We start from the raw sequence: 21,185 nt of genomic DNA, 5'->3' as shown, positions 1-21,185 counted from the left end.
TGCATGCAAATGGGTAAGGTCTATCTGATCGGAGCAGGGCCGGGCGCGGCGGATCTCATCACCGTGCGCGGCATGCGTTTGCTCGAACAGGCCGACGTGGTGCTGCACGACGCGCTCGTCGAACCTGCGATGCTCGACTACGCGCCGAACGCACGCAAGATCGCGGTCGGCAAGCGTTGCGGGCAGCGTTCCACGGCGCAGCATTTCATCAGCAAGCAGATCGTCGATGCCGCTTTGGAACACGGTCTCGTCGTGCGTCTAAAGGGCGGCGATCCGATGCTTTTCGGCCGCGCGGATGAAGAGATGCGCGCGCTGGAGGCGGCGGGTATCGACTATGAAGTGGTACCGGGAATCACGGCGGCGCTCGCCAGCGCGGCGACGCTCAAGCGCTCGCTGACCTTGCGAGGCGTCGCGCGCAGTGTCGCGCTGGCGACGCATAGCCGCGCCGCCGACAGCGACGATATCCGCGAGCAGGCGCAGGCGGATTCGCTCGTGTTCTACATGGGCCGAGACAGCGCGCCGGACATTGCCCAACAGTTGATCGATGCGGGACGGCCGGGTTCGACGCCGGTGGCGATCGTCGAGGCGTGCAGCACGCCGCGCGAGCGCACGCTTACGCTTACGCTGGCGCGCATGGCGCTAGGCGAGGCGCAGGAATGGCTCGATGCATCGCAGCCGAGTTTGCTGATGATAGGCGAGGCGTTTCGGGATCGCGACGCGGTGGCGAAGCCGAAGGTGCATCTGAAGGGGATGCAGGCGGCGGCTTGAGTTGATACGTCGGTAACGCGTTCGGTTGCGCCACTCGTTTAATGCTTTGCGTGACTCGGCTAGATGACGGGCAGACACAACGACTCAAACCTGCCGCAAACAATACTCCGCGACCGCATCCAGCACCGCATCATCCTCGCCGACCGCCGTCGCGCAATGAATCGCGACAGAGGGATGCGCCGCGCGACACGTCTCGATTACCGCCGGCAAGTCACGCCTCACATGACCGCCTTGCCCGAAGAACACGGGCACCACGGTAACGGCATCGCAACCTTCTTCAGCCAACTGCGTCACCGCCGAAGGCAGATCCGGCGTCATCAACTCCAGAAACGCAAGCGCAACCGGCTCGTCGCGCCCGGCACGCAGGCGCGACGCAAGCCGTTCGAACGGCTCCGCCCAACGTGGATCGCGTGCGCCGTGTCCGAACAGTACGATGCCGTGCTTGCCCATCATCTTCTCCCGAAGAAACTCAGTGCCGCTCGACCCACTTGAGCCCCAGCAAGCCAATGGCGAGATAGGCGAGGGCAGGCGCGGCCGCAGTAATCGGAGCCGGCCACGTATTCAAGGTCCCGATGTGCGAGAAGAGCGTATTGAATAGCTGAAAACTCATCCCGATCATGATGCCGCCGAACACCTTCACGCCGACCACGCCAGCCCGCGTGTGCAAATATGCGAACGGCAGCGACAGCACCAGCATGACGAACACCGCGAACGGATAAAGAATCTTGCGCCAAAACGCAATCTCGTAACGCTGCGTGTCCTGATGATTTTCCGTCAAGTGCTGGATATAGCGAAACAGGTTGAACATCGACATGCGATCCGGTGACACCAGCAGCACCGACAGAATCTGCGGCGTAAGCTCGGAACGCAGCGAGTACTCCGGCAGCGTGGTTTGCTTCGCGTTGTAGATAGGGTTGAGCGCGTCGTTGGGGTTGATGGCCGCGAGCGGCGCATCGACCAGTTGAGTGTCCGTTACGCCCGTCAGCTTCCAGTGGCCCGGCGGCTCGAAGACGCCACTCTGCGCTATACGCACATTGGTGAGACGGAACTTCGAATCGAATTCATAGATACGCACGTTGGCGATCGTCGTATCCGGGTTCAACGTGCCCACGTTGACAAAGCGCGTGACTTGCTCGCCGTTCTCCTTCGCGGTCAGCGTGTCCTTTACCCACACGCCCGACTGGAAATTCGACGAGACCGACGACCCCAGCGCCTCCAGACGCACGCGCTCCGACAACTGATCCGCATAAGGCCCAACCACTTCGCCGATGATATACGTCACCAGCACGAGCGGAATCCCGATCTTCAAGAGCGAACGCAATGCCGTGCCCGTCGAGAGTCCCGACACGCGGAAGATGGTGAATTCGGACGCCGCCGCCATCTGCGCGAAGACATAAATGGCCGAGATGAGCGCAGCAACCGGAATGATTTCGTAGAAGCGCGAAGGCGTCTGCAAGGCCACGCGCAATATCGCGAGCGTGAACTTGTAGTTGCCATGCCCCACGGTGTTCAGTTCGTTGATCAGGTCGAAGAAAAAGAACAGGCCCGAGAACGCGAACAGAATGAAGATGAACGCCAGATAGATCTGGCGCGCGAAGTATCGTTCGTAGATGCGCATTGCGTCAGGCTCCCTTCGAACGCGTGAACGTCGAGAGCGTGAAAAGTGGCCGGTTGCGCACGCGCAGCCAGAAGATGAACGCCACGAGTGCCGCCACCAGCAAATGCAGGCCCACGAGTCCCACGCCGAACGACATCTTTCCCTGCTCGATCCATGACTGGACCACGTTCAGCAAATTCGAATAGGTCAGATAGATGAGCACGGCCATCACAAGATTGATGGTCCGGCTGCGGCGCGGGTTCTGATAAGACAGCGGAATGGCGAGCAGCATCAGGTTGATGGCGATGAGCGGCAGACCCAGGCGCCACGCGAATTCCGCGAGGTTGTCCTTGCTCGGATTGGCGAGCAGGTCGGGCGTGGATATGCCGGTGGTGGTCGGCGTGTTGACGACCTGATGACTCATTATCTTCACACCGTAGCGCTCGAACTCCGTGATGCGGAAATTCGGCTGGCCAGGCTCGCCATCGTAACGACGTCCGTTTTCCAGCACGATGAAGCGGTCGCCGTCGGGACGCGTCTCCGTGTGTCCGTTCTTCGAGACGATGACGTTGACCTTGCCGCCTTCGGTGCTCGTGACGAACACGTTCTCCACTTGCGACTGATCGGGCGACATCTTCTCGATGAAGAACACGCGATGACTCGAAGGCGATTCGCGGAACTGGCCAGGCGCGAGCAACGACACTTCATCGCGTTGCTGGAAGCGCGCCTTGATGAGTTTGCTCTGCTGATTCGACCACGGCCAGCCGACGAACGCGAAGAAAACGATAAGGATGATGATCGGCGTGGAAAACACCGCGATGGGCTTGATGAGCTGCGTCTGGCTCACGCCCGAGGCAAGCCACACGACCATCTCCGAGTCGCGATACCAACGCGTCAGCACGAAGAGGATGGAAACGAACAGCGTCACGATCAGCATGACCGCGAGATAGCCGATCACGGTGAGCCCGATCAGCACGACGACATCGCGCGGGTCGACCTGGCCCGATGCCGCGAAGCCGACGATACGGATCATCATCGTCGTGAGCATGATCGTGAGCAGCACCATGAATACGGCGCCGGCCGTATACGCGAGTTCGCGCTGCAGGGAGCGTTCGAAGATCATTGAATTTAGCTGAATTTAGCTGAAGGCCGGCGGCGATGCGGCGTAACGAACATGCCCTGCAACAACAAGAAGTAGATGCAGTAGCAATGCAATCGTTCCCCGAGTCAGTCGGGCTTTGCCTGTGACCGCCGCGGAAAAAATAGCGGATAATTGCGGCTTTCATCCTTCAGCCCAGATTTTATCCGAGGATAAGCGCGATGGACTTTAGCATAAAAGCCTGTGATTGGAGCAAAGGCGAGGCAAATGGTTTCCTCACCGGGAAGTCAGATGTGATCGTGCTCGGCATCTTCGAAGCACAGACGTTGACAGGCGCCGCACGCGACATGGATGTCGCCACCAAAGGGCTCGTTTCGCGCGTCGTGAAGGCCGGCGACATGAACGGCCGCGCAGGCAGCACGCTCCTCATTCCCGAAGTCACCGGCATTGGCGCATCGCGCATCTTGCTGGTCGGACTCGGCAAGCAGGATGCCTTCAATCAGAAAGCATATGGCGAGGCAGTACGTGCCGCGTGGCGCGTGATCCTCGGCGCCAAGATCGTCCAGGCTACGTTTACGCTCGCGCAGTTGCCCATTCAGGAACGCAGCGGCGACTGGGGCGTGCGCGCCGCCATCCTCGCATTGCGCGAACTGACCTACAAGTTCACGCAGATGAAGAGCAAGCCCGACAACAGCGCGCGCTCGCTCAAGAAGATCGTCTTCAGTGTCGATCCCGCCGATGAAAAAGCCGCGAAGGCCGCAGCCAGGCAAGGCGTGGCGATCGCCAACGGCATGGACCTCACGCGCGATCTCGGCAACCTGCCACCGAATGTCTGCACGCCGACTTATCTCGGCCAGACCGCGAAGAAGCTCGGCCGCGACTGGAAGCTGAAAGTCGAAGTGCTCGGCCAGAAGCAAATCGAAGCGCTCAACATGGGCTCGTTCCTGTCGGTGGCGAAGGGTTCGGTGGAACCGCCGCAATTCATCGTCATCCATTATCAGGGCGCAGGCGGGACCGAGTCTGGCAAGGCGAAGGGCAAGAACGCGCCGGTCGTGCTGGTCGGCAAGGGCATCACGTTCGATACGGGCGGCATTTCCATCAAGCCCGGCGATTCCATGGACGAGATGAAGTACGACATGTGCGGCGCGGGCTCGGTATTCGGCACGCTGCGCGCGGTCGCCGAGATGGGGCTCAAGCTGAACGTCGTCGGCGTCATCCCGACCTGCGAGAACATGCCCGCGGGCAACGCGCTCAAGCCGGGCGATATCGTCACCGCGATGAACGACACGACCATCGAAGTGCTCAACACCGACGCCGAAGGCCGTCTCATTCTGTGCGACGCGCTGACCTACGCGGAGCGCTTCAAGCCCGCCGCCGTCGTCGACATCGCGACACTTACCGGCGCTTGCGTCATCGCGCTCGGCCATCACAACACGGGCCTGTTCTCGAAAGACGACGCGCTCGCCGGCGAATTGCTCGATGCCTCGCGCGAAGCCGTCGATCCGGCGTGGCGTCTGCCGCTCGACGACGAGTATCAGGATCAGCTCAAGTCGAATTTCGCGGATGTCGCGAATATCGGCGGGCGTCCGGGCGGCAGCATCACGGCGGCGTGCTTCCTGTCGCGTTTCGCGCAGAGCTATCCGTGGGCGCATCTGGATATCGCCGGGACCGCGTGGAAGAGCGGCGCGGCGAAGGGCGCCACGGGCCGTCCCGTGCCGCTGCTCTCGCAGTTCCTGATCGATCGCGCGGGCCAGTGAGCGTAAGGCCGTGACGCGCATCGACTTTCATACCAACGTGGGCGATTCGCTCGCCTACGCCTGCCGCCTCGCGCGCAAGGCGTATGCGAGCGGGCGCGCGCTCGTCGTCCTTGCCGAGCCGCGCCGTCTCGCCGAATTCGACGAGCAGTTGTGGACCTTTGCGCCGCTCGAATTCGTGCCGCACTGCATGGCGAAAAGCCCGCTTGCGGCCGAGACGCCGGTCGTGCTCACGTCGAATCTGGATGACGCGCCGCATCATCAGGTGCTCGTCAATCTCGGCGCGCCGGTGTCCGCGCAATTCGCGCGCTTCGAGCGGCTCGTGGAGATCGTCGGCAACGAGGACGACGAACTCGCGTCCGGGCGCGAGCGCTTCCGGTTCTATCGGGATCGCGGTTACGCCATCGAAACGCACAAGCAAGGCGGTTGAGCGAACATAGCGCGCCGTCGCGGGGCATTACGATTGGCGCACAACACAGGCTCATCACGCGACGGACGGAGACACCATGACCAAAACACCTGAATCCTTCGATACGTCCATCCCCGTTCTCACCGATGTCGTCGTGCCCGGCAAGCCGGAATATGCGCGCGCGGCATCGGCGGAAGCGGCATTCGAATACGATGCCGCGCTGGTCGCCGAACGCCTGCGCGCGCGCGTCACGCAGTATCTGGACACCGATGCCCGCGCGCTGATCGCGGCGCGCTGCGAGGAAGTGCTGCGCGAACATACGCAGACGCTCGTCGAGGACATCACGCGCGAAGTGGCGGTGGCGCTGGATGGACGCTTGCTCGAGTGGGTCGGAGCGGCGGTGGAAGAGGAGTTGCGGCGGCAGCGGGAAGAGTGAGCGGGGCTTGCCAACGGCTCCGAACGAAAAAAAGCCGCTACGAAGATCATTCGTAGCGGCTTTTTAACGCCGGGCGCTCGCCTTTCCTGGCTGGACCCACTTCAGCCCGTTACCGCCCCGCGATTGGCCGGCAACGCCAACGCCGCATACTTTGCCAGCACGCCGCGCGTGTAACGCGGCGCCGGCTTCATCCACAGCGCGCGGCGGCGCGCGATCTCCGCGTCATCCACGTTCAATTGCAGCAGCAGCTTGTGCGCGTCGATGGTGATCGAATCGCCTTCCTGCACGAGCCCGATGGTCCCGCCCGCGAACGCTTCCGGCGCGACGTGGCCCACGACCATGCCCCACGTGCCACCAGAAAACCGCCCGTCGGTGATGAGGCCGACGGTTTCGCCCAACCCCTTGCCGATGATCGCCGACGTCGGCGCGAGCATTTCCGGCATGCCGGGGCCGCCTTGCGGGCCGAGATAGCGCAGCACGACGACATCGCCGGGTTTGATCTTGTCGGCGAGAATCGCGTCCATCGCGCTTTGCTCGTCTTCGAACACGCGCGCCGGCCCCGTGATGACCGGGTTCTTCAAGCCCGTGATCTTCGCCACCGCGCCGTCTTCCGCGAGATTGCCGCGCAGGATCGCAAGGTGGCCTTCCTTGTACAACGCCTGCTCGATCGGAAAAATCACCTTCTGATCCGCGCGCGGCTTGCTCGGCACGTCCTTCAGTTCCTCGGCGAGCGTGCGACCCGTGATCGTGATGCAGTCGCCGTGCAGCATGCCCGCATCGAGCAGGATCTTCATCACCTGCGGAATGCCGCCCGCCTTGTGCAAGTCGGTTGCGACATATTGGCCCGACGGCTTCAGGTCGCAGATCACCGGCACTTTTTTGCGCATGCGCTCGAAGTCGTCGATGCTCCATTCGACTTCCGCCGCATGCGCGATAGCCAGATAGTGCAGTACGGCATTGGTGGAACCGCCCGTCGCCATGATGAGCGCCACGGCGTTTTCAATCGACTTCTTGTTGATGATGTCGCGCGGCTTCAGATCTTTCTTCACGGCCTCGACGAGCACGCGCGCCGATTCGCCGGCGGAATCGACCTTCTCCTGATCCGGGTTCGCCATCGTCGAGGAATAGAGCAGCGACATGCCGAGCGCCTCGAACGAGGAGCTCATGGTGTTGGCCGTGTACATGCCGCCGCACGAACCGGTCGACGGACACGCGTTCTTCTCGACGCCCTTGAAATCTTCCTCCGACATGCGCCCGGCCGTGAACTCGCCGACCGCCTCGAACGACGACACGATGGTCAGGTCCTTGCCCTTCCAGTTGCCCGGCCGAATGGTGCCGCCGTACACATAGATGCCCGGCACGTTCATGCGCGCGAGGCCGATCATGCCGCCCGGCATATTCTTGTCGCAGCCGCCGATCACGACCACGCCGTCCATCCACTGTCCCTGCACGGCCGTTTCGATACAGTCGGCGATGACTTCGCGCGAGACGAGCGAGTACTTCATGCCTTCGGTGCCCATCGACATGCCGTCCGAAATGGTCGGCGTCCCGAAGATTTGCGGATTCGCGTCGGACTTGCGAATGGATTCGACGGCGGCATCGGCGAGACGCTGCAGACCCGCGTTGCACGGCGTGATGGTGGAGTGACCGTTGGCGATACCGATCATCGGCTTGTCGAAGTCTTCCTCCTTGTAACCGAGGGCGTAGTACATCGAGCGGTTGGGCGAACGTGCGACGCCCTGCGTGATGTGTTTCGAGCGGCGATTGAAGGGCATGGCTGCCTCCTGAGGGGATCGTGGTTCTTGGTGTGGTGCAGGAAGAATGCAGTGTCGTCGATGTATCTGTCCAATATATTATTCAGGGTCTATTGAGTCGCAAAACATATCGATGCCAGTCGAACTCCGCCTGCTGCGCTACTTCGTGACCGTCGCCGAGGAGATGCACTTCGGCCGCGCCGCCGCGCGCCTCGCCATGACGCAGCCGCCGCTCTCGCAGGCCATCCGTGCGCTGGAAGACGCGCTCGGCGTCGTGCTGTTCGAACGCACGCGGCGCACGGTCGAACTGACGCCGGTTGGCCGCGATCTGTTGCCCGAGGTGCGCCGCCTGCTTGCCGCCGCCGACGCCTTGCGTCCGCTCGCGCAGTCGCTTTCGCGCGGCGAGGCGGGCGTGCTCTCGCTCGCGTTCGTCTCCACGGCGGATTACGGCCTTTTGCCAGCGTTACTGCGCGAATTCAATGCGCGTTATCCAGGCGTGCGTCTGCAACTCACGGAAGCCACCAGCGACGTTCAGATAGACGAACTCGTGGCCGGCCGTATCGATGCCGGTCTCGTGATTCCGCCGCTGCCGCCGCGTCACGCCATGACGCTTTCGTATCTGCCGATTGCGCGCGAGCCGCTCGTCATCGCCATGTCGACGGATGCCGCGCAGGAACTCGGGCAGGGCGCCGCCGAATGGACGGAGACGCCCGTCGATCTGCACGACTTGGCCAGCGCGCCGCTCGTCGTCTTTCCAAGGCGTCTCGCGCCGGGTTTGTATGACATCATTATGGGCTGCTACGGCGCGGCCGGTTTGACGCCGCGCATCGGACAAGAGGCGATACAGATGCAGACCATCGTGAGCCTCGTGTCCGCCGGGCATGGGCGTCGCGCTCGTGCCGCAGTCGTTGCGGCATCTGCGGCGCACGGGCGTGGTGTATCGCCCGTTGCGGGAACCGGGGCCCGTGGTCGAAACCGGGCTCGTGTGGCGCGCGGCCGAAGTGAGTCCGGTGTTGAGCCGGCGCATCGAGATCGTGCGCGCGCAGGCTGCTGCCGTCGTTGCCGTATGATTCGCCTTTGAAGTTCGCCTGGCTCTTCCATTACACGATGCTCATACATCCCAATTTCGATCCCGTCGCGATCCATCTCGGACCGCTCGCCGTGCGCTGGTACGGCCTCATGTATCTCGTTGCGTTCATTTCGGCCATTGCCATCGGCAGATTGCGTCTGCGCTTGCCGCATGTCGCCGCGCAAGGCTGGACCGTCAAGGACATCGACGACATGCTGTTTTACGGCGTGCTCGGAACGATTCTCGGCGGCCGCATTGGCTATGTGGTGTTCTACAAGGCGAGTTATTACTTCGCGCATCCGCTCGATATCTTCAAGGTGTGGGAAGGCGGCATGTCGTTTCACGGCGGCTTTCTTGGCGTGACGCTCGCGATGGTCCTGTTCGCGTTTCAGCGCAAGCGCACGTGGCTGCAAGTGACGGATTTTGTCGCGCCGATGGTGCCGCTCGGACTGGCGGCGGGGCGTCTCGGCAACTTCATCAACGGTGAGTTGTGGGGCCGCGTGACCGACCCGGCCGCGCCCTGGGCCATGCTCTTCCAGAATTCCACCAACGACGACGCCATCTGGCTCGCGAAGCATCCGCAGCTCGATGCGCAATACAATCTCTCGGAGATTTTCTCGCGCTATCACATGCTGCCGCGCCATCCGTCGCAGTTGTATGAAATCGCGCTGGAAGGGCTCGTGCTGTTTGCGGTGATCTACCTCTTCGCGCGCAAACCGCGGCCGGTGGGCGCAGTGTCGGCGTTGTTTCTGATCGGTTATGGGCTTGCGCGCTTCACGGTGGAATTCGCGCGCGAGCCGGATGATTATCTCGGACTCCTCGCGCTCGGCTTTTCGATGGGCCAATGGCTCTCGCTGCCGATGATCGTCGCGGGCATCGTCATGATGGTGTGGGCGTACAAACGTCAGAAACGCGTGTCCGGCAACGCGGCGTAAATCACGCCGCGTTCTCCGGTACAGCAGTTATCGCCCCATTTGCACCGAACCCGACACGTCGACGGTCACCGTCGTCGTGCCGGCTTCGAGCGCCATCGGCGCGCCGACCTTCGCGTCCGCGCCAAGCGAGCGGGCCTGCATCATCATCACCGGGCGCGGACCCGCGCCGCTGTGGCCCACGTTCACTTCGCGGATCGTGAAGTTGGCGTAACCGAACGCCTGACTCGCGGCCTGCGCTTCCTTGCGGAACGACTCGATGGCCTGAGTCGAGAGCTTCTGCTCGGCGGCGCGCTGCGCTTCGGGCGACAGCGAGAACGCGACGCTGCCGACTTGCATGGCGTTACTCATCTTGCCCGCGAGCTTGGACGCCGCCGCGAAGTCGTGCGATTCCAGCACGACCTCCGTGCGGCCGCGCCACGCGGAGATCTTGCCGTCGCGATCCGTGCTCGGATAAACCGTGAACGAGCCGCTTTTCGCGGTCACGTTGTCGACGCCTTTTGCTTCGCGCAATGCGGCTTCGGCGCGCTGATTGAGCGTGGTGGTGAGCGACGATGGATCGGCCGCTTCCTGCTCGTAGAACAGCGTGATGTTGACGACATCTTGCGGCACTTGCGCGCTGGCTTGCGCGGATAGCGAAAGCACGCCGGATGGCTGCGGATTGGTGATTACCGTCTGAGCGGCGGCCGAAAGCGGAAGCGTGAGCGCGGCGCTCGACATCGCGACGAAGGCGAGGGCGGCGGCGGTTTTCTTGTCGATCATCTAAGGACTCCGAGTGCAAGAGCATCGCGTGATTCGCGACCGCACTTAGGCGCTTCGTTCGTTCCCTTAGTTCCCTTAGTTCCCTTGAACGATTCGCGCGCCCTAGACCAGACGCTCGGTTATGAAGCGCCACTGCGCCTCGGTCACGGGCGTGATCGACAGCCGATTACCGCGCGCCAGCACTTGCATGTCGGCGAGTTCCGCGTGTTCGCGCAATGTCGCGAGCGGAATCAACGGCGTCTTCTTGACGAAGCGCACATCGACGAGCATCCAGCGCGGCGTCTCCTGCGTGGACTTGGCGTCGAAGTACGGGCTTTTGGCGTCGAACTGAGTGGGATCGGGATAGGCCGTCGAACAGACTTTGGCGATGCCCGCAATGCCCGGCTCCGGGCAACTCGAATGATAGAAGAGCACGCCGTCGCCGACTTGCATCTGGTCGCGCATGAAGTTGCGCGCCTGATAGTTGCGCACGCCCGTCCACGGGAGGGTTTTCTTCGGCGCGTGCGCGAGATGATCGATGCTCGCTTCGTCCGGTTCGGACTTCATCAGCCAGTAGCGCATGATGGATTCGGCAACGGGGTTGTAAAACGGGCTCGACAAAAGCAAACGGCATCGGTATGAACCGATGCCGCTGGAGTAGGGTCCCCACCTCGGCCGCTAGGCCGGCATCCTGAACCTGGGTTCAAGATTGGTCGCAGTAAGCAACACTTCGGGTACATCAGACAGAGTGACGCGCGCGCCCGTGCTGCAAGTTTCCACAACCGTGCCAATGTAGCATTGGTTCAAGGAATATATGACCTTGGCGAACCAGGCAGGGAGTAGTCACTCTACACCAATCGAATGTCTAATGCAGCCTCTCGACACCAATTGCGCAGTTTCTTTTTTCGATTGACATCGCGCGACCGATTAGCGTTCGCCAAGGAGCGGCGTCGCGGCACTTCGGTCACTGCACTTCATACTGCGCGATGACAGCACCAAGCTGTTCGTTCATGGAGTGCATCGTGCGGCGAATTTCCTCGGCGGGGAAGGCCTCGCCATGACGCACGCTTTCTTGCAGCCTCAGCAATTCGGAAGCGAGTGAAAGCGCGGCCATCACCGCGATGCGGTCTTGCCCGCGCACGTTGCTTGCATTGCGCACCTTGTTCATCTCAGCGTCGACGCGTGCCACCGCTTCACGCAGCGCGCCTTCGGTTTCCGGCGAACAGGCGAGGCGATATTGCTGGCCGAGAATGGATACTTCGATCTGCGTGGTCGTCATGCCTTCTCTCCGTGATGATGCTCGCTGTGCTCTCCCGCGTGCGCATGCTCGTGCGCGGCTTGCACATCGTGAGAACGGGCATCGAGAAGATCGAGCTGATTTTCCGTCTCGGCATGATTCGCGGACTTGCCGCGCGGCAACTTTTCGAGGATCGCGTTCAGGCGGACCTGCGCGTCGTCGATCTTGGCCGAGAGGGAATCACGTTCGGCTTGCAGCGTGTCGCGCTCTTCGCGCATTTGCACGAGCTCTGCCTGCACGTTCGCGTAGTCGCTACGCAGTTGTTCGATTTGTGCTTCAAGCGCGAGACGCGCCTGATTGTGCCGCTCGCTGATCTGGATCAGCCGGCCGATATTTCCTGACAGTAATTCGAGTTCGTTGAGCATGTGCTGCGTCCTCTAAAGACCTCGCATTCTAGCGCGGTTCAACGGAGCTTCCGATAATTGTCTCGTTTCGAGACGTAACAGCACGCGATCATGCGTGCATCGCGATGCATTCGTGTGTGGAAAGCGCGGGCGCTGCCGATGTGTTGCGACGGCGGGTTCTAGTTGGGTTCGTCGTGAGCCGTGTGTCTTGCGATGATCGGCCAGGGTCGTTTCTTGACGGTCCTGAATCGCGCTCCTACACTTGCCGCACTTTTGGTGCTCGCGTCCGCATTCTTTTGCGGGCGCAGTCAAACGGGAAACAGGAAGCGGCGCCGCCAAGGCCACGCCAACCTGTGCTGCCCCCGCAACGGTAAGCGACCGCAACGCAAGTTGCAAGTCGTCCCTTGCGCGTTTTTCGCCGCGCCGTCGTGTGAGTTTGCTTGCGAGTCTGTCTGATTCGCAAGAATCCGCCGCTCGACGCAGGCAAGGCGAAAAACGTGTCGATGCCACTGCGCTTCATGCGTGGGAAGGCGGGACGGTGTGTCGCCAGCCCGGATACCGGCCAACTGTTCAGCGCGTTCGTCTGTTCGCATTCGAGCGCGCTCGTCGCGCATTGGCCTTGCGGGGAGCGAGGTCGCGCCAGCCTACGCATGGGAACATTTCACGCATGGTATCGCCACTTGCCCGACACGCGGGCAGACGCAAAACGATCGAACGCGCCGCGCTCGTCGCCCTCAACACATGGCTGCTCGCTCATGAAGCGCTCGCGGACGAAGCCTCGCAACCGCCGCTCGCGCCCGTCGTCGTGACCGCGACGCGCACCGTGCAACCTCTCGCCGATACGATCGCGCAGACTTCGCTCTTCGACGCCCAGGATATCGCCGATAGCAATGCCTACGACGCGCTCGGCGTCATCGGTCTTGCGCCCGGCGTGCAGGTGACGCGCAACGGCGGCCCGGGAGCGAATGCAAGCGCGTTCATACGCGGCGCGTCCTCGACGCAATCGCTCGTTTTGATCGACGGCGTGCGTGTGGAGTCCGCATCGCTCGGCTCGGCGCAGCTTGCGCAGATCATGCCGGATCAGATCGACCGCATCGAAGTCGTGAACGGCAACGTGTCGGCGCTGTACGGCTCGGGCGCGATCGGCGGCGTCGTGCAGATCTTCACGAAAGACGGCGAGGCGCATCCGCCGCGCTTCTACTTCGAGACGGAATACGGCAGCTATCACACGCAGCGGCAAGCGGCGGGCGTTTCCGGCGCGCTCGATAGCGAAGGCCGCACGACCTTCAGCTTCAACGTATCGCGCGAGAAGACCGATGGTTTCTCGTCGATCGATCCCGCGCTCGCGCCCAACGCCAATCCGAACGCGAACGGTTATCTGAACGAAAGCGTCGCGGCCACGCTGCGCCACAAGTTCGGCGACAAATGGGACGCGGGCGTGCGCTTCTATCAGTCGAACGGCATCGACAGTTTCGACGATGCCTACGGCTTGCCCGGCGATCTCAACGATTCGCACAGTCGCGTGCGGTCGACATCGGTGTTTGCGAACGGCCGTATCACGGACCAGTGGACCACGCATTTCACGGTCGCGCAGGGACAGGACCGCGCGAACATCGAGCAGAACGGCATCTATACGAGCCGCTTCAATTCCGAGGATCGCCAGTATCTGTGGCAGAACGACTTTCGCCTGACGGAGGCGCACAAGCTCCTGTTCGGTTACGAGCATCTCGACCAGACGCTCGATTCGGATCAGTTCAGCGCGCCGGATCGTCACGTGAATTCGGTGTACGCGGGCTATGTGGGACGCTTCGGTCCGAGCGAAGTGCAGGCCAATCTGCGCCACGACCAGTATTCCGATTTCGGCGGCGCGAACAGCTACTATCTGGGCTATGCGTACAACATCGACACGCACTGGCGCGCGAGCGCGAGTTACGCGGCGTCGTTCCGCGCGCCGAGCTTCGACGATCTCTACTATCCGTTCAGCGGCAATCCGTCCATTCAGCCCGAGCGCAGTCATTCGGTGGAAGCGGCGCTGCAGTACGCATCGGACCAAGTGGGCGTGCTGCGCGTGACGGCGTTTCAGACGCGCTATTCGAATCTGATCGATTACGTATCGGACGGCAGCGGCTTCTATATCGCGCAGAACGTCGGACGCGCGAAGGTGCAGGGCGTCGAGGGATCGTGGGCAGGGCATGTCGGCGCCACTGATTTGCGCGCGGGCGTGACGTTCCAGAATCCCGTCGATGAAACCGGCAATCAGGACCTGACGCGCCGTGCGCGGCGTTTCGCGAGTTTCAGCGCGCATCGCTCGATAGGAAGCTGGCGCGTGGGTGGCGAGTGGATCGTGAGCGGTGCGCGCAGCGATTACGATTCGACGCTCGCGGGCTATGGCGTCGTGAATCTGTCGGCGCGTTATGACATCACGAAGTCGTGGTACGTGAGCGCGCGTGTCGACAACCTCTTCGACCGGAACTATGAACTGGCTTATTCGTACAACACGCCGAGGCGCGGCGCTTATGTCACGCTCGGCTGGCGCCCGTCGTGAGCGACACCGTTGACCTGCGCCGCGCGATGAACGCGAAACGCGCGTTAGGCATCTGGGCTGCGCTCGGGCTTGCCGCGTTGCTTGTGTTCGTGGCGTCGCTCGCGCTCGGCAGCGTCGCGTTGCCCTTGCCGCGCGCCATCGCGGCGTTGCTGCACGCGCATGCGGCCGCGCCCGATATCGCCGATGACATCGTGCTCACCTTGCGTTTGCCGCGCGCGCTTGCGGGTTTTGCTTCGGGCGCCTTGCTCGCGCTTTCCGGCGCGCTGCTGCAAGTGCTGTTGCGCAATCCGCTGGCCGAGCCGTACGTGCTCGGCGTATCCGGCGGAGCGGCGACCTTCGCACTCACGGCGATGCTCGCGTCGCTGCCGTGGTGGGGCATCGATCTGGCGGCGTGCGCGGGCGCGTTCGCATCCATCGTGCTGGTGCTTGGACTCGCGCGACGCGACCTGTGGCACGGCGATCGCGATGCCTCGCCGCGTCTTCTGCTGACAGGCGTCGTGATAGCGGCGGGCTGGGGCGCGCTCATCACGTTGATCCTCAGCATTGCGCCGGAAAATCGCTTGCGCGGGATGATCTTCTGGCTGACGGGCGACCTGAACGGCGCAGCGACGCCGTGGCCCGCGCTGATCGCGCTCGTCGTCGCGATGATCGTCGTCGTGCCGCTCGCGCCGCGACTCAACGTGCTGTTGCGTGGCGATACGGCCGCGCGTTCGCTCGGCGTGCCTGTCTCGCGCGTGCGGCTGTCGGTGTATCTCGTCGCATCGCTTGCGGCAGCGGCGGCTGTCACGACGGCGGGCACCATCGGCTTCGTTGGGCTCGTCGTGCCGCATTTATTGCGGCTCGCGTTCGGCAACGATCAGCGCATGCTCGTGCCGGCGTCGGCGCTGGCGGGCGGCCTCGCGGTAATGAGCGCCGATCTCGTCGCGCGCACGGCGATCGCGCCCGCGCAATTGCCGGTGGGCGTGGTGACCGCGCTCGTCGGCGTGCCGATGTTCCTGTGGATGCTGCTGGCGAGACCGCGATGACCCTGCATATCGAACACGTCAGCTTGCGCGCGGGCGCACGCACGCTCGTGGAAGACCTCACGCAAAGTATCGGCGCGGGCGAGATGTGGTGCATAGCCGGGCCGAACGGCGCGGGCAAGACCACGCTGATTGGCGTGCTCGCGGGTTTGACAAAGCCGGCCGAAGGCGCGATATCGCTCGATGGCCGCGCGCTCGCATCCTGGCGCGCGGCGGATCTCGCACGCGCGCGCTCGCTGATGCCGCAAAGCTCGCACGATGCCTTCAGCGCGACCGTACTCGACACCGTGCTGCTGAACCGCTTTCCGTATGTCACGGGCTGGGGCTGGGAGAGCGCCGAAGACCGCGCTGCCGCGCATGCCGCGCTCGATGCGCTCGGTCTTCTATCGTTCGCCTCGCGCGATGTCCTGACATTGTCGGGCGGCGAACGGCAACGCGTGACGCTCGCCGCCGTGCTGTGCCAAAACACACCGCTCTTGCTGCTCGACGAACCGCTCGCGCATCTGGACCTGCATCATCAAATCGATTGTCTGCACGTACTGGCCGACGCCGCGCGCAAGTCGGGCCGCACGGTGATTTTCTCGTGTCACGATCTCAATCTCGCGCGGCGCTTTTCGACGCACGCGCTTTTGCTCGATGGCAGGGGCGGCGCGCACGCCGGTCTCGTCGCGGACGTGCTCACGCCTGAACGCGCGAGCGCCGCGTCCGGCTATCCGCTAGCCTTGATTCGCGATGGCGAGCACGAAGCGCTCGTGCCGTCCATTCCCGTTGCACGCACCTGAAGGATTGCCGATGTCAAACGCCCACGACTTGCCCACGCCCCGCGCGCCAGACCGTTCGCGCGAAGCCGAACTGCAACGCATCATCGATACGAAAACGAAGCCGCCGGGCAGCCTCGGTCGGCTCGAAACGCTCGCGCTGCAAATGGGCGTGATTCAGCGCACGACGAAGCCGCGCATCGAGCGCCCGGCGATGATCGTGTTTGCGGGCGATCACGGTATCGCGGCTGAGGGCGTGAGTCCGTATCCGCAAGAAGTGACCGCGCAGATGGTCGCGAATTTTCTGGCGGGCGGCGCGGCGATCAACGCGCTGTCGCGTTCGGTCGGCATGACGCTCGAAGTGGTCGATGCGGGCGTGGCGACACCGATTCCCATCGATAGCGGCTACGAGCGTCTGTCGCTCGGCCTCGGCACGCGCAACTTCGCGAAGGAAGCGGCGATGTCGCGCGAGACCGCGCTCGAAGGCATCGCGCGCGGCGCGGCGCGTGTGCGGCATCACGCGGCGCTCGGCACGAACGTGATCGGCTTCGGCGAGATGGGGATTGCGAACACGTCGGCGGCGGCGTGCCTGATGAGCCGTCTGTGCGGTGTGCCCATTGGCGAATGCGTCGGACGCGGCACGGGTCTCGACGATCGCGGCCTTGCGCACAAGCGCGACGTGCTTGGCCGAGCGCTCGCGTTGCATGCGGCCGAAGGCGATGCAATCGACACGCTCGCGACGTTCGGCGGCTTCGAGATCGCGATGATCGCGGGTGCGTGTCTCGCTGCGGCGGACGCGGGCATGACGATTCTCGTCGATGGCTTCATCGCGACTTCCGGCCTGCTCGTCGCGGCGAAGATCGCACCCGAGGTGCTCGACTACTGCGTGTTCGCGCATGCGTCGAACGAGGCGGGGCATCGGGGCATGCTCGCGCATCTGCATGCGGAGCCGCTGTTGCAACTCGACATGCGGCTTGGCGAAGGCACGGGCGCGGCGCTCGCGTTGCCGATCCTGCGCGCGGCCGTGGCGTTCGTCGATGAGATGGCGAGCTTCGAGGCGGCGGGTGTCACGGACAAGCGAGAGTGACGGCGATGAGCATCATCCGCAAGCGCTGCGCGAGGTCGGGGCGCGTCACTGCGTTCAGGCGCGCGGGCGTCTCGACCCGCTTGCCACAATGACCCGTCCGCTCGACGAATTGCGCTACTTCTTCACCGCGCTCGGTTACTTCACGCGCGTGCCGGTGCCGCGTTGGGTTGGCTTCGAGCGCGCTTATTTGAACGCGGCGGCGCGATATTTTTCGCTCGTCGGCGTGATGGTCGGCGGTGTTGCCGCGCTCGTCCTGCTTGCGGCGTTGCGCGTGCTTCCGTTGGGCGTTGCCGTGTTGCTGTCGATGGCCGCCACGCTCGTGCTGACCGGCGCGTTCCACGAAGACGGTCTTGCCGATTGCGCCGATGCCTTCGGCGGCGGCTATACGCGCGATGACGTGTTGCGCATCATGCATGACTCGCGCATCGGGGCGTTCGGCGCGATTGCGCTCGTCATTGCACTGGCGCTCAAGTGGCAGACGCTTGCGAGCACGCCGCCGCTTATTGCCGCATGGTTGCTGATCGCCGCGCACGCCGCGAGCCGCGTTTTCGCCATCAGCTATCTCGTCACGCTCGACTATGTGCGCGCCGAGGGCAAAGCGAAGCCAGTCGCACAGCGCATGAGCGCGGGCTCGTTTCTGATTGCGATGACCTTCGGCGTGCCGTGGCTCTTTGTCATCGACTGGAAATTCGCCTGCCTGACGATCGCGTTGCTCACGGTGCTGCGCTGGGCGATGGGACGTTACTTCGTGAAGCGCATCGGCGGCTATACGGGGGATTGTCTCGGCTTCGCGCAACAGGTGTTCGAACTGGCCATTTATCTCATCGGGCTCGCATGGATCTCGTACTGATCCGGCATCCAGCCGTGCGCGTCGATGCAGGCGTGTGCTACGGCCAGAGCGATGTTCCCTTGCTGCGCGATGCGAATGCATCGGCTTGCGCTCTGAAGGCGCGCATGCTGTCGCTGAACGTGCCCGCGTGTGTCGATGGCTGGCATTCGAGCGGACTCGTGCGATGTGCATCGCTGGCCTCGGCGTTGAGCGGTGGCATCGCGCCTCACGTCGATGCGCGCCTCGCCGAGATGAACTTCGGCGCATGGGAAGGGCGCGCGTGGGATGCGATCGATCGCGCGCTGATCGATGCCTGGGCCGCGGATATCGAACACGCGAGGCCGCATGGCGGGGAGAGTCTCGTGCAGTTCGCCGGGCGCGTGGAGGACTGGTTGCGCGATATCGAGCGTGCCGAACGGCCGGTGCATGTGATCGCGCATGCTGGCGTCATGCGCGTGCTGACAGCGCATATGCTCGGGATGGAGCGCGCGAGCGTGTTGCAATGGCCGATCGAATTCGGCGCGATCGTGCAGTTCAGGCGCGTGAGAGGGAAGTGGCTGCTGGTGCGGTGGAATGCCTGAGGGCAGGGCCGCTTCGGTCACTTACCGCGACGCCCGCGCGCTTGCTCCAGATCCTTGCAAAGCTCGGCCGCGCCCAGCGCGATGCGCGGCGTCGGCCGATTGATCAGATCGCCATCGATACCGAAGAGGTTGCCGCGCGCCACCGCGGTGAGCGAACCCCAACGCTTCCATCGATCGAGTGCGGGTAATGCGCGATTCGGCGTCGTCGCGCCGGGCGTCGCGGTGACGATGGCTTCCGGGTTCGCCGCGAGCACGGCTTCGGTCGAGATGGTCGGCACGCGCGTGTCGTTCGCGGCGAAGACGTTGACGCCGCCGCACAACGCGATCACTTCGCTGAACACGTTGTCGCGGTTGAGCGTCATGAGCGGGTCGTCCCACACCTGATAAAACACGCCGACCGGCGGACGTTGCGCATAACGCGTCCGCAGACTGCCGATATCGCGCGTGAATGCAGCCGACGCCGCGCGTGCGTTCGCTTCCGTGCCGAGCAACGCGCCGAGCCGGTCGATGTTGCTCGCGATATCGTCGAGATGGCGCGGTTCGCTGAAGAAGATCGGAATGCCGAGCGCTTGCAGCCGATCCATCTGCCGCGCCGCATTGCCATGCCGCCATACGACGATCAAGTCCGGATGCAATGCGACGATGCGCTCCAGATCGAGCGCCTTGTTGTCGCCGACGCGCGGGATAGCCTGCGCTTCCTTCGGATAATCGCTATACGTCACCGCGCCGACGATACGCGACCCGCCGCCCGCCGCGAACAGCAATTCGGTGACATGCGGCGCGAGACTCACGACGCGCGTGGCGGGTGTCGCGAGCGTGATGCTGGAGCCGCTGTCGTCGGTGACGGTGATGGCGGCGAAAGAGGGCGATGCGCTCAGCGTCATTATCGTTGCGAGAAGGACATGCGGAACGGCGTGTCGAAGCGAATGCGCGGCGAACGCGCGCAGACCTCGGTTGCTTGCGCGCCGGAACAAGCCGATTTGCGCAGCCAAGGTGCGCAAGACGAGTTCTAAGCCCACGCGCAAACCTCCGGGAGCGAGCGTTCAAGCTGCGCCCGATTGACTTCACCGCCAAGCAAGCCGATCCGCGCAGCCAAGGTGCGCCAGAAAGATTTCGACGTCACGCGCAAACCTCCGCCATCGCTCGTTCAAGCCGCGCCCATTCTCCTTCGCTGCCTGGCAAGCCGATGCGCAAACTCGGCGTCATCCCAGCCGGATCGAAGAGCCGCGTCCAGATACCGCGCGTGGCAAGCGCATGCTGCAAGCCGCTCGCATCCAATGTCTGGAACGACGTAAAAAGCGGCGTCGCACGCGCGTCGAACCCATGACGCGCGATAAGAGCCGCGAGCCGTGCGCCATCGCGCTGCAAGCGTTCGCGGGTTTCCCGTTGCCACGCGCGATCCTCGAAAGCCGCCCGCACCGCGTGACGCGCGGGGCCGCTGACGGTCCATGAACCCAGCGCATCGGCGAGCATGGCGATCACTTCGGGTGCGGCAAGCACGAAGCCCGCGCGAATTCCCGCGAGTCCGAAGAACTTGCCGACCGAGCGCAGGACGACAAGCCCCGCATCCGCGCTGCGACCGGCAAGAGACTCGGCGGGATCGACATCGGCGAATGCTTCATCGACGATCAACGTACCGCCGCGCGATGCCAGCCTCGCATGCCAATGCAGCAAGACGTGGCGCGGGAGACGCTCGGCGGTCGGGTTGTTCGGATTGGCGACGATCACGTGATCGACGGCATTCGGCAACGTGTCGGCATTCACATCGAGCGGCACGACCGAATGGCCCGCGCGCACGAACGCCGGCGCGTACTCGCCATACGTCAACGGTGCGATGGCCACCGTGCGTTTCTTCAAGAGCCACGGCAAGGCGCGAATCGCGGCCTGCGAACCCGCGACGGGCAGCGCGAGCGGCGCGCCGTAATGAGTCGCGGCGAGTTCGGCGAGACCATCGGCGTCTTCGGGCAAACGGCGCCAGGCATCGGGCGGAATGGGCGGGACCGGATAGCCTAAAGGGTTGATGCCCGTCGAAAGATCGAGCCAGTCGTCGAGCGCGATGCCGTATCGACGCGCGGCTTCGCGCAGATTGCCGCCGTGACGGATGGGACGCAGTGGATCAGACATGATGGCGTGTGGAAGGCGCGAAGTGATGGACGCGTCGAA

General features: G+C 63.6%; 21 protein-coding genes, 1 other RNA gene, 1 pseudogene and 1 riboswitch. Of the genes and pseudogenes, 12 read left to right on the top strand and 11 right to left on the bottom strand.

Going from position 1 to position 21,185, the window contains the following annotated elements; genetic code table 11:
- Positions 1-9 precede the first annotated feature (9 nt).
- Complete coding sequence (cobA, locus tag P9292_RS22685) at positions 10-768, top strand: uroporphyrinogen-III C-methyltransferase (protein WP_244827973.1); 759 nt, start codon at positions 10-12, stop codon at positions 766-768.
- Between the two features lie 84 nt (positions 769-852).
- Here the strand turns inward: cobA and P9292_RS22680 are convergent, their stop codons facing one another.
- From P9292_RS22680 to lptF, 3 genes are read right to left on the bottom strand one after another with little or no spacing between them, the layout of a single operon-like run.
- The gene (locus tag P9292_RS22680; protein ID WP_244827974.1) at positions 853-1,218 is read right to left on the bottom strand and encodes a sirohydrochlorin chelatase; all 366 of its coding nucleotides are present in this window, start codon (positions 1,216-1,218) and stop codon (positions 853-855) included.
- Between the two features lie 19 nt (positions 1,219-1,237).
- Positions 1,238-2,386, bottom strand: a complete 1,149-nt coding sequence (gene lptG, locus P9292_RS22675) for an LPS export ABC transporter permease LptG (RefSeq protein ID WP_244827252.1) — start codon at positions 2,384-2,386, stop codon at positions 1,238-1,240.
- A gap of 4 nt (positions 2,387-2,390) precedes the next feature.
- Complete coding sequence (gene lptF, locus P9292_RS22670; protein WP_244827253.1) at positions 2,391-3,488, bottom strand: LPS export ABC transporter permease LptF; 1,098 nt, start codon at positions 3,486-3,488, stop codon at positions 2,391-2,393.
- A 197-nt stretch (positions 3,489-3,685) separates the two neighbouring features.
- Between lptF and P9292_RS22665 the strand changes: the two genes are divergently transcribed.
- From P9292_RS22665 to P9292_RS22655, 3 genes are all read left to right on the top strand, one after another.
- Positions 3,686-5,221: a leucyl aminopeptidase gene (locus P9292_RS22665; protein WP_309961344.1), complete on the top strand. Its 1,536-nt coding sequence runs from the start codon at positions 3,686-3,688 to the stop codon at positions 5,219-5,221.
- 10 nt (positions 5,222-5,231) lie between these two features.
- On the top strand, positions 5,232-5,648 hold the full coding sequence (locus tag P9292_RS22660) for a DNA polymerase III subunit chi (protein WP_244827255.1): 417 nt from the start codon (positions 5,232-5,234) through the stop codon (positions 5,646-5,648).
- Positions 5,649-5,724: 76 nt separating this feature from the next.
- Positions 5,725-6,063 (top strand): DUF2486 family protein, encoded by a 339-nt coding sequence (locus P9292_RS22655; RefSeq protein ID WP_309961342.1) that lies wholly within the window; start codon positions 5,725-5,727, stop codon positions 6,061-6,063.
- A 101-nt stretch (positions 6,064-6,164) separates the two neighbouring features.
- On the opposite strand, the gene ilvD is transcribed toward P9292_RS22655, so the two are convergent.
- Complete coding sequence (gene ilvD, locus P9292_RS22650) at positions 6,165-7,838, bottom strand: dihydroxy-acid dehydratase (RefSeq protein ID WP_250508658.1); 1,674 nt, start codon at positions 7,836-7,838, stop codon at positions 6,165-6,167.
- Between the two features lie 112 nt (positions 7,839-7,950).
- Here ilvD and P9292_RS22645 point away from each other — a divergent pair.
- Positions 7,951-8,887: pseudogene (locus P9292_RS22645) on the top strand (LysR family transcriptional regulator).
- A 37-nt stretch (positions 8,888-8,924) separates the two neighbouring features.
- A complete protein-coding gene (lgt, locus tag P9292_RS22640; RefSeq protein WP_250525494.1) occupies positions 8,925-9,821 on the top strand; it encodes a prolipoprotein diacylglyceryl transferase in 897 nt (298 codons plus the stop codon).
- Between the two features lie 27 nt (positions 9,822-9,848).
- Here the strand turns inward: lgt and P9292_RS22635 are convergent, their stop codons facing one another.
- The 5 genes from P9292_RS22635 to P9292_RS22615 all read right to left on the bottom strand — a co-directional run bounded on the left by P9292_RS22635 (position 9,849) and on the right by P9292_RS22615 (position 12,221).
- The gene (locus P9292_RS22635; protein ID WP_244827260.1) at positions 9,849-10,580 is read right to left on the bottom strand and encodes an SIMPL domain-containing protein; all 732 of its coding nucleotides are present in this window, start codon (positions 10,578-10,580) and stop codon (positions 9,849-9,851) included.
- A gap of 102 nt (positions 10,581-10,682) precedes the next feature.
- A complete protein-coding gene (locus P9292_RS22630) occupies positions 10,683-11,141 on the bottom strand; it encodes an EVE domain-containing protein (RefSeq protein ID WP_250491911.1) in 459 nt (152 codons plus the stop codon).
- A 77-nt stretch (positions 11,142-11,218) separates the two neighbouring features.
- Positions 11,219-11,401, bottom strand: a non-coding RNA gene (gene ssrS / locus P9292_RS22625) — 6S RNA.
- Positions 11,402-11,523: 122 nt separating this feature from the next.
- Positions 11,524-11,838, bottom strand: a complete 315-nt coding sequence (locus tag P9292_RS22620; protein ID WP_244827262.1) for a cell division protein ZapA — start codon at positions 11,836-11,838, stop codon at positions 11,524-11,526.
- Positions 11,835-12,221: an ATPase gene (locus P9292_RS22615; protein WP_309961339.1), complete on the bottom strand. Its 387-nt coding sequence runs from the start codon at positions 12,219-12,221 to the stop codon at positions 11,835-11,837. The genes P9292_RS22620 and P9292_RS22615 overlap by 4 nt, the downstream gene beginning before the upstream one ends.
- 236 nt (positions 12,222-12,457) lie before the next feature.
- Positions 12,458-12,782, top strand: a riboswitch (cobalamin riboswitch).
- Positions 12,783-12,867: 85 nt separating this feature from the next.
- Here P9292_RS22615 and P9292_RS22610 point away from each other — a divergent pair.
- The 6 genes from P9292_RS22610 to cobC all read left to right on the top strand — a co-directional run bounded on the left by P9292_RS22610 (position 12,868) and on the right by cobC (position 19,022).
- Positions 12,868-14,745 (top strand): TonB-dependent receptor domain-containing protein, encoded by a 1,878-nt coding sequence (locus tag P9292_RS22610; protein ID WP_309961337.1) that lies wholly within the window; start codon positions 12,868-12,870, stop codon positions 14,743-14,745.
- Between the two features lie 26 nt (positions 14,746-14,771).
- On the top strand, positions 14,772-15,770 hold the full coding sequence (locus tag P9292_RS22605; protein ID WP_309964138.1) for an iron ABC transporter permease: 999 nt from the start codon (positions 14,772-14,774) through the stop codon (positions 15,768-15,770).
- Positions 15,767-16,549 carry an ABC transporter ATP-binding protein gene (locus P9292_RS22600; RefSeq protein ID WP_309961335.1) on the top strand — a complete coding sequence of 261 codons (783 nt, stop codon included), beginning with the start codon at positions 15,767-15,769 and terminating at the stop codon, positions 16,547-16,549. Before P9292_RS22605 ends, P9292_RS22600 begins: the two co-directional genes overlap by 4 nt.
- Positions 16,550-16,559: 10 nt before the next feature.
- Positions 16,560-17,612, top strand: a complete 1,053-nt coding sequence (gene cobT, locus P9292_RS22595) for a nicotinate-nucleotide--dimethylbenzimidazole phosphoribosyltransferase (RefSeq protein WP_250508662.1) — start codon at positions 16,560-16,562, stop codon at positions 17,610-17,612.
- Positions 17,613-17,700: 88 nt separating this feature from the next.
- The gene (locus tag P9292_RS22590; RefSeq protein WP_309964135.1) at positions 17,701-18,462 is read left to right on the top strand and encodes an adenosylcobinamide-GDP ribazoletransferase; all 762 of its coding nucleotides are present in this window, start codon (positions 17,701-17,703) and stop codon (positions 18,460-18,462) included.
- Positions 18,447-19,022 carry an alpha-ribazole phosphatase family protein gene (gene cobC, locus P9292_RS22585; RefSeq protein WP_309961332.1) on the top strand — a complete coding sequence of 192 codons (576 nt, stop codon included), beginning with the start codon at positions 18,447-18,449 and terminating at the stop codon, positions 19,020-19,022. Before P9292_RS22590 ends, cobC begins: the two co-directional genes overlap by 16 nt.
- A gap of 17 nt (positions 19,023-19,039) precedes the next feature.
- Here the strand turns inward: cobC and P9292_RS22580 are convergent, their stop codons facing one another.
- Positions 19,040-19,906: a cobalamin-binding protein gene (locus tag P9292_RS22580; protein ID WP_309964133.1), complete on the bottom strand. Its 867-nt coding sequence runs from the start codon at positions 19,904-19,906 to the stop codon at positions 19,040-19,042.
- 235 nt (positions 19,907-20,141) lie between these two features.
- Positions 20,142-21,146: a threonine-phosphate decarboxylase CobD gene (gene cobD / locus P9292_RS22575; RefSeq protein WP_309961330.1), complete on the bottom strand. Its 1,005-nt coding sequence runs from the start codon at positions 21,144-21,146 to the stop codon at positions 20,142-20,144.
- Between the last annotated feature and the right edge of the window lie 39 nt (positions 21,147-21,185).

The sequence above is a fragment of the Caballeronia sp. LZ001 genome (genome assembly GCF_031450875.1).
Classification (GTDB): Bacteria; Pseudomonadota; Gammaproteobacteria; order Burkholderiales; family Burkholderiaceae; genus Caballeronia.
Note: the sequence above shows the minus strand (reverse complement) of the source record. Positions and strands in the feature narration are given on the sequence as shown.

Coding starts and splice junctions, on each gene's coding strand:
- cobA (WP_244827973.1), top strand. CDS start 10: ATGGGTAAGGTCTATCTGATCGGAGCAGGGCCGGGCGCGGCGGATCTC.
- P9292_RS22680 (WP_244827974.1), bottom strand. CDS start 1,218: ATGGGCAAGCACGGCATCGTACTGTTCGGACACGGCGCACGCGATCCA.
- lptG (WP_244827252.1), bottom strand. CDS start 2,386: ATGCGCATCTACGAACGATACTTCGCGCGCCAGATCTATCTGGCGTTC.
- lptF (WP_244827253.1), bottom strand. CDS start 3,488: ATGATCTTCGAACGCTCCCTGCAGCGCGAACTCGCGTATACGGCCGGC.
- P9292_RS22665 (WP_309961344.1), top strand. CDS start 3,686: ATGGACTTTAGCATAAAAGCCTGTGATTGGAGCAAAGGCGAGGCAAAT.
- P9292_RS22655 (WP_309961342.1), top strand. CDS start 5,725: ATGACCAAAACACCTGAATCCTTCGATACGTCCATCCCCGTTCTCACC.
- ilvD (WP_250508658.1), bottom strand. CDS start 7,838: ATGCCCTTCAATCGCCGCTCGAAACACATCACGCAGGGCGTCGCACGT.
- lgt (WP_250525494.1), top strand. CDS start 8,925: ATGCTCATACATCCCAATTTCGATCCCGTCGCGATCCATCTCGGACCG.
- P9292_RS22635 (WP_244827260.1), bottom strand. CDS start 10,580: ATGATCGACAAGAAAACCGCCGCCGCCCTCGCCTTCGTCGCGATGTCG.
- P9292_RS22630 (WP_250491911.1), bottom strand. CDS start 11,141: ATGCGCTACTGGCTGATGAAGTCCGAACCGGACGAAGCGAGCATCGAT.
- P9292_RS22620 (WP_244827262.1), bottom strand. CDS start 11,838: ATGACGACCACGCAGATCGAAGTATCCATTCTCGGCCAGCAATATCGC.
- P9292_RS22615 (WP_309961339.1), bottom strand. CDS start 12,221: ATGCTCAACGAACTCGAATTACTGTCAGGAAATATCGGCCGGCTGATC.
- P9292_RS22610 (WP_309961337.1), top strand. CDS start 12,868: ATGGTATCGCCACTTGCCCGACACGCGGGCAGACGCAAAACGATCGAA.
- P9292_RS22605 (WP_309964138.1), top strand. CDS start 14,772: ATGAACGCGAAACGCGCGTTAGGCATCTGGGCTGCGCTCGGGCTTGCC.
- P9292_RS22600 (WP_309961335.1), top strand. CDS start 15,767: ATGACCCTGCATATCGAACACGTCAGCTTGCGCGCGGGCGCACGCACG.
- cobT (WP_250508662.1), top strand. CDS start 16,560: ATGTCAAACGCCCACGACTTGCCCACGCCCCGCGCGCCAGACCGTTCG.
- P9292_RS22590 (WP_309964135.1), top strand. CDS start 17,701: ATGACCCGTCCGCTCGACGAATTGCGCTACTTCTTCACCGCGCTCGGT.
- cobC (WP_309961332.1), top strand. CDS start 18,447: ATGGATCTCGTACTGATCCGGCATCCAGCCGTGCGCGTCGATGCAGGC.
- P9292_RS22580 (WP_309964133.1), bottom strand. CDS start 19,906: ATGACGCTGAGCGCATCGCCCTCTTTCGCCGCCATCACCGTCACCGAC.
- cobD (WP_309961330.1), bottom strand. CDS start 21,146: ATGTCTGATCCACTGCGTCCCATCCGTCACGGCGGCAATCTGCGCGAA.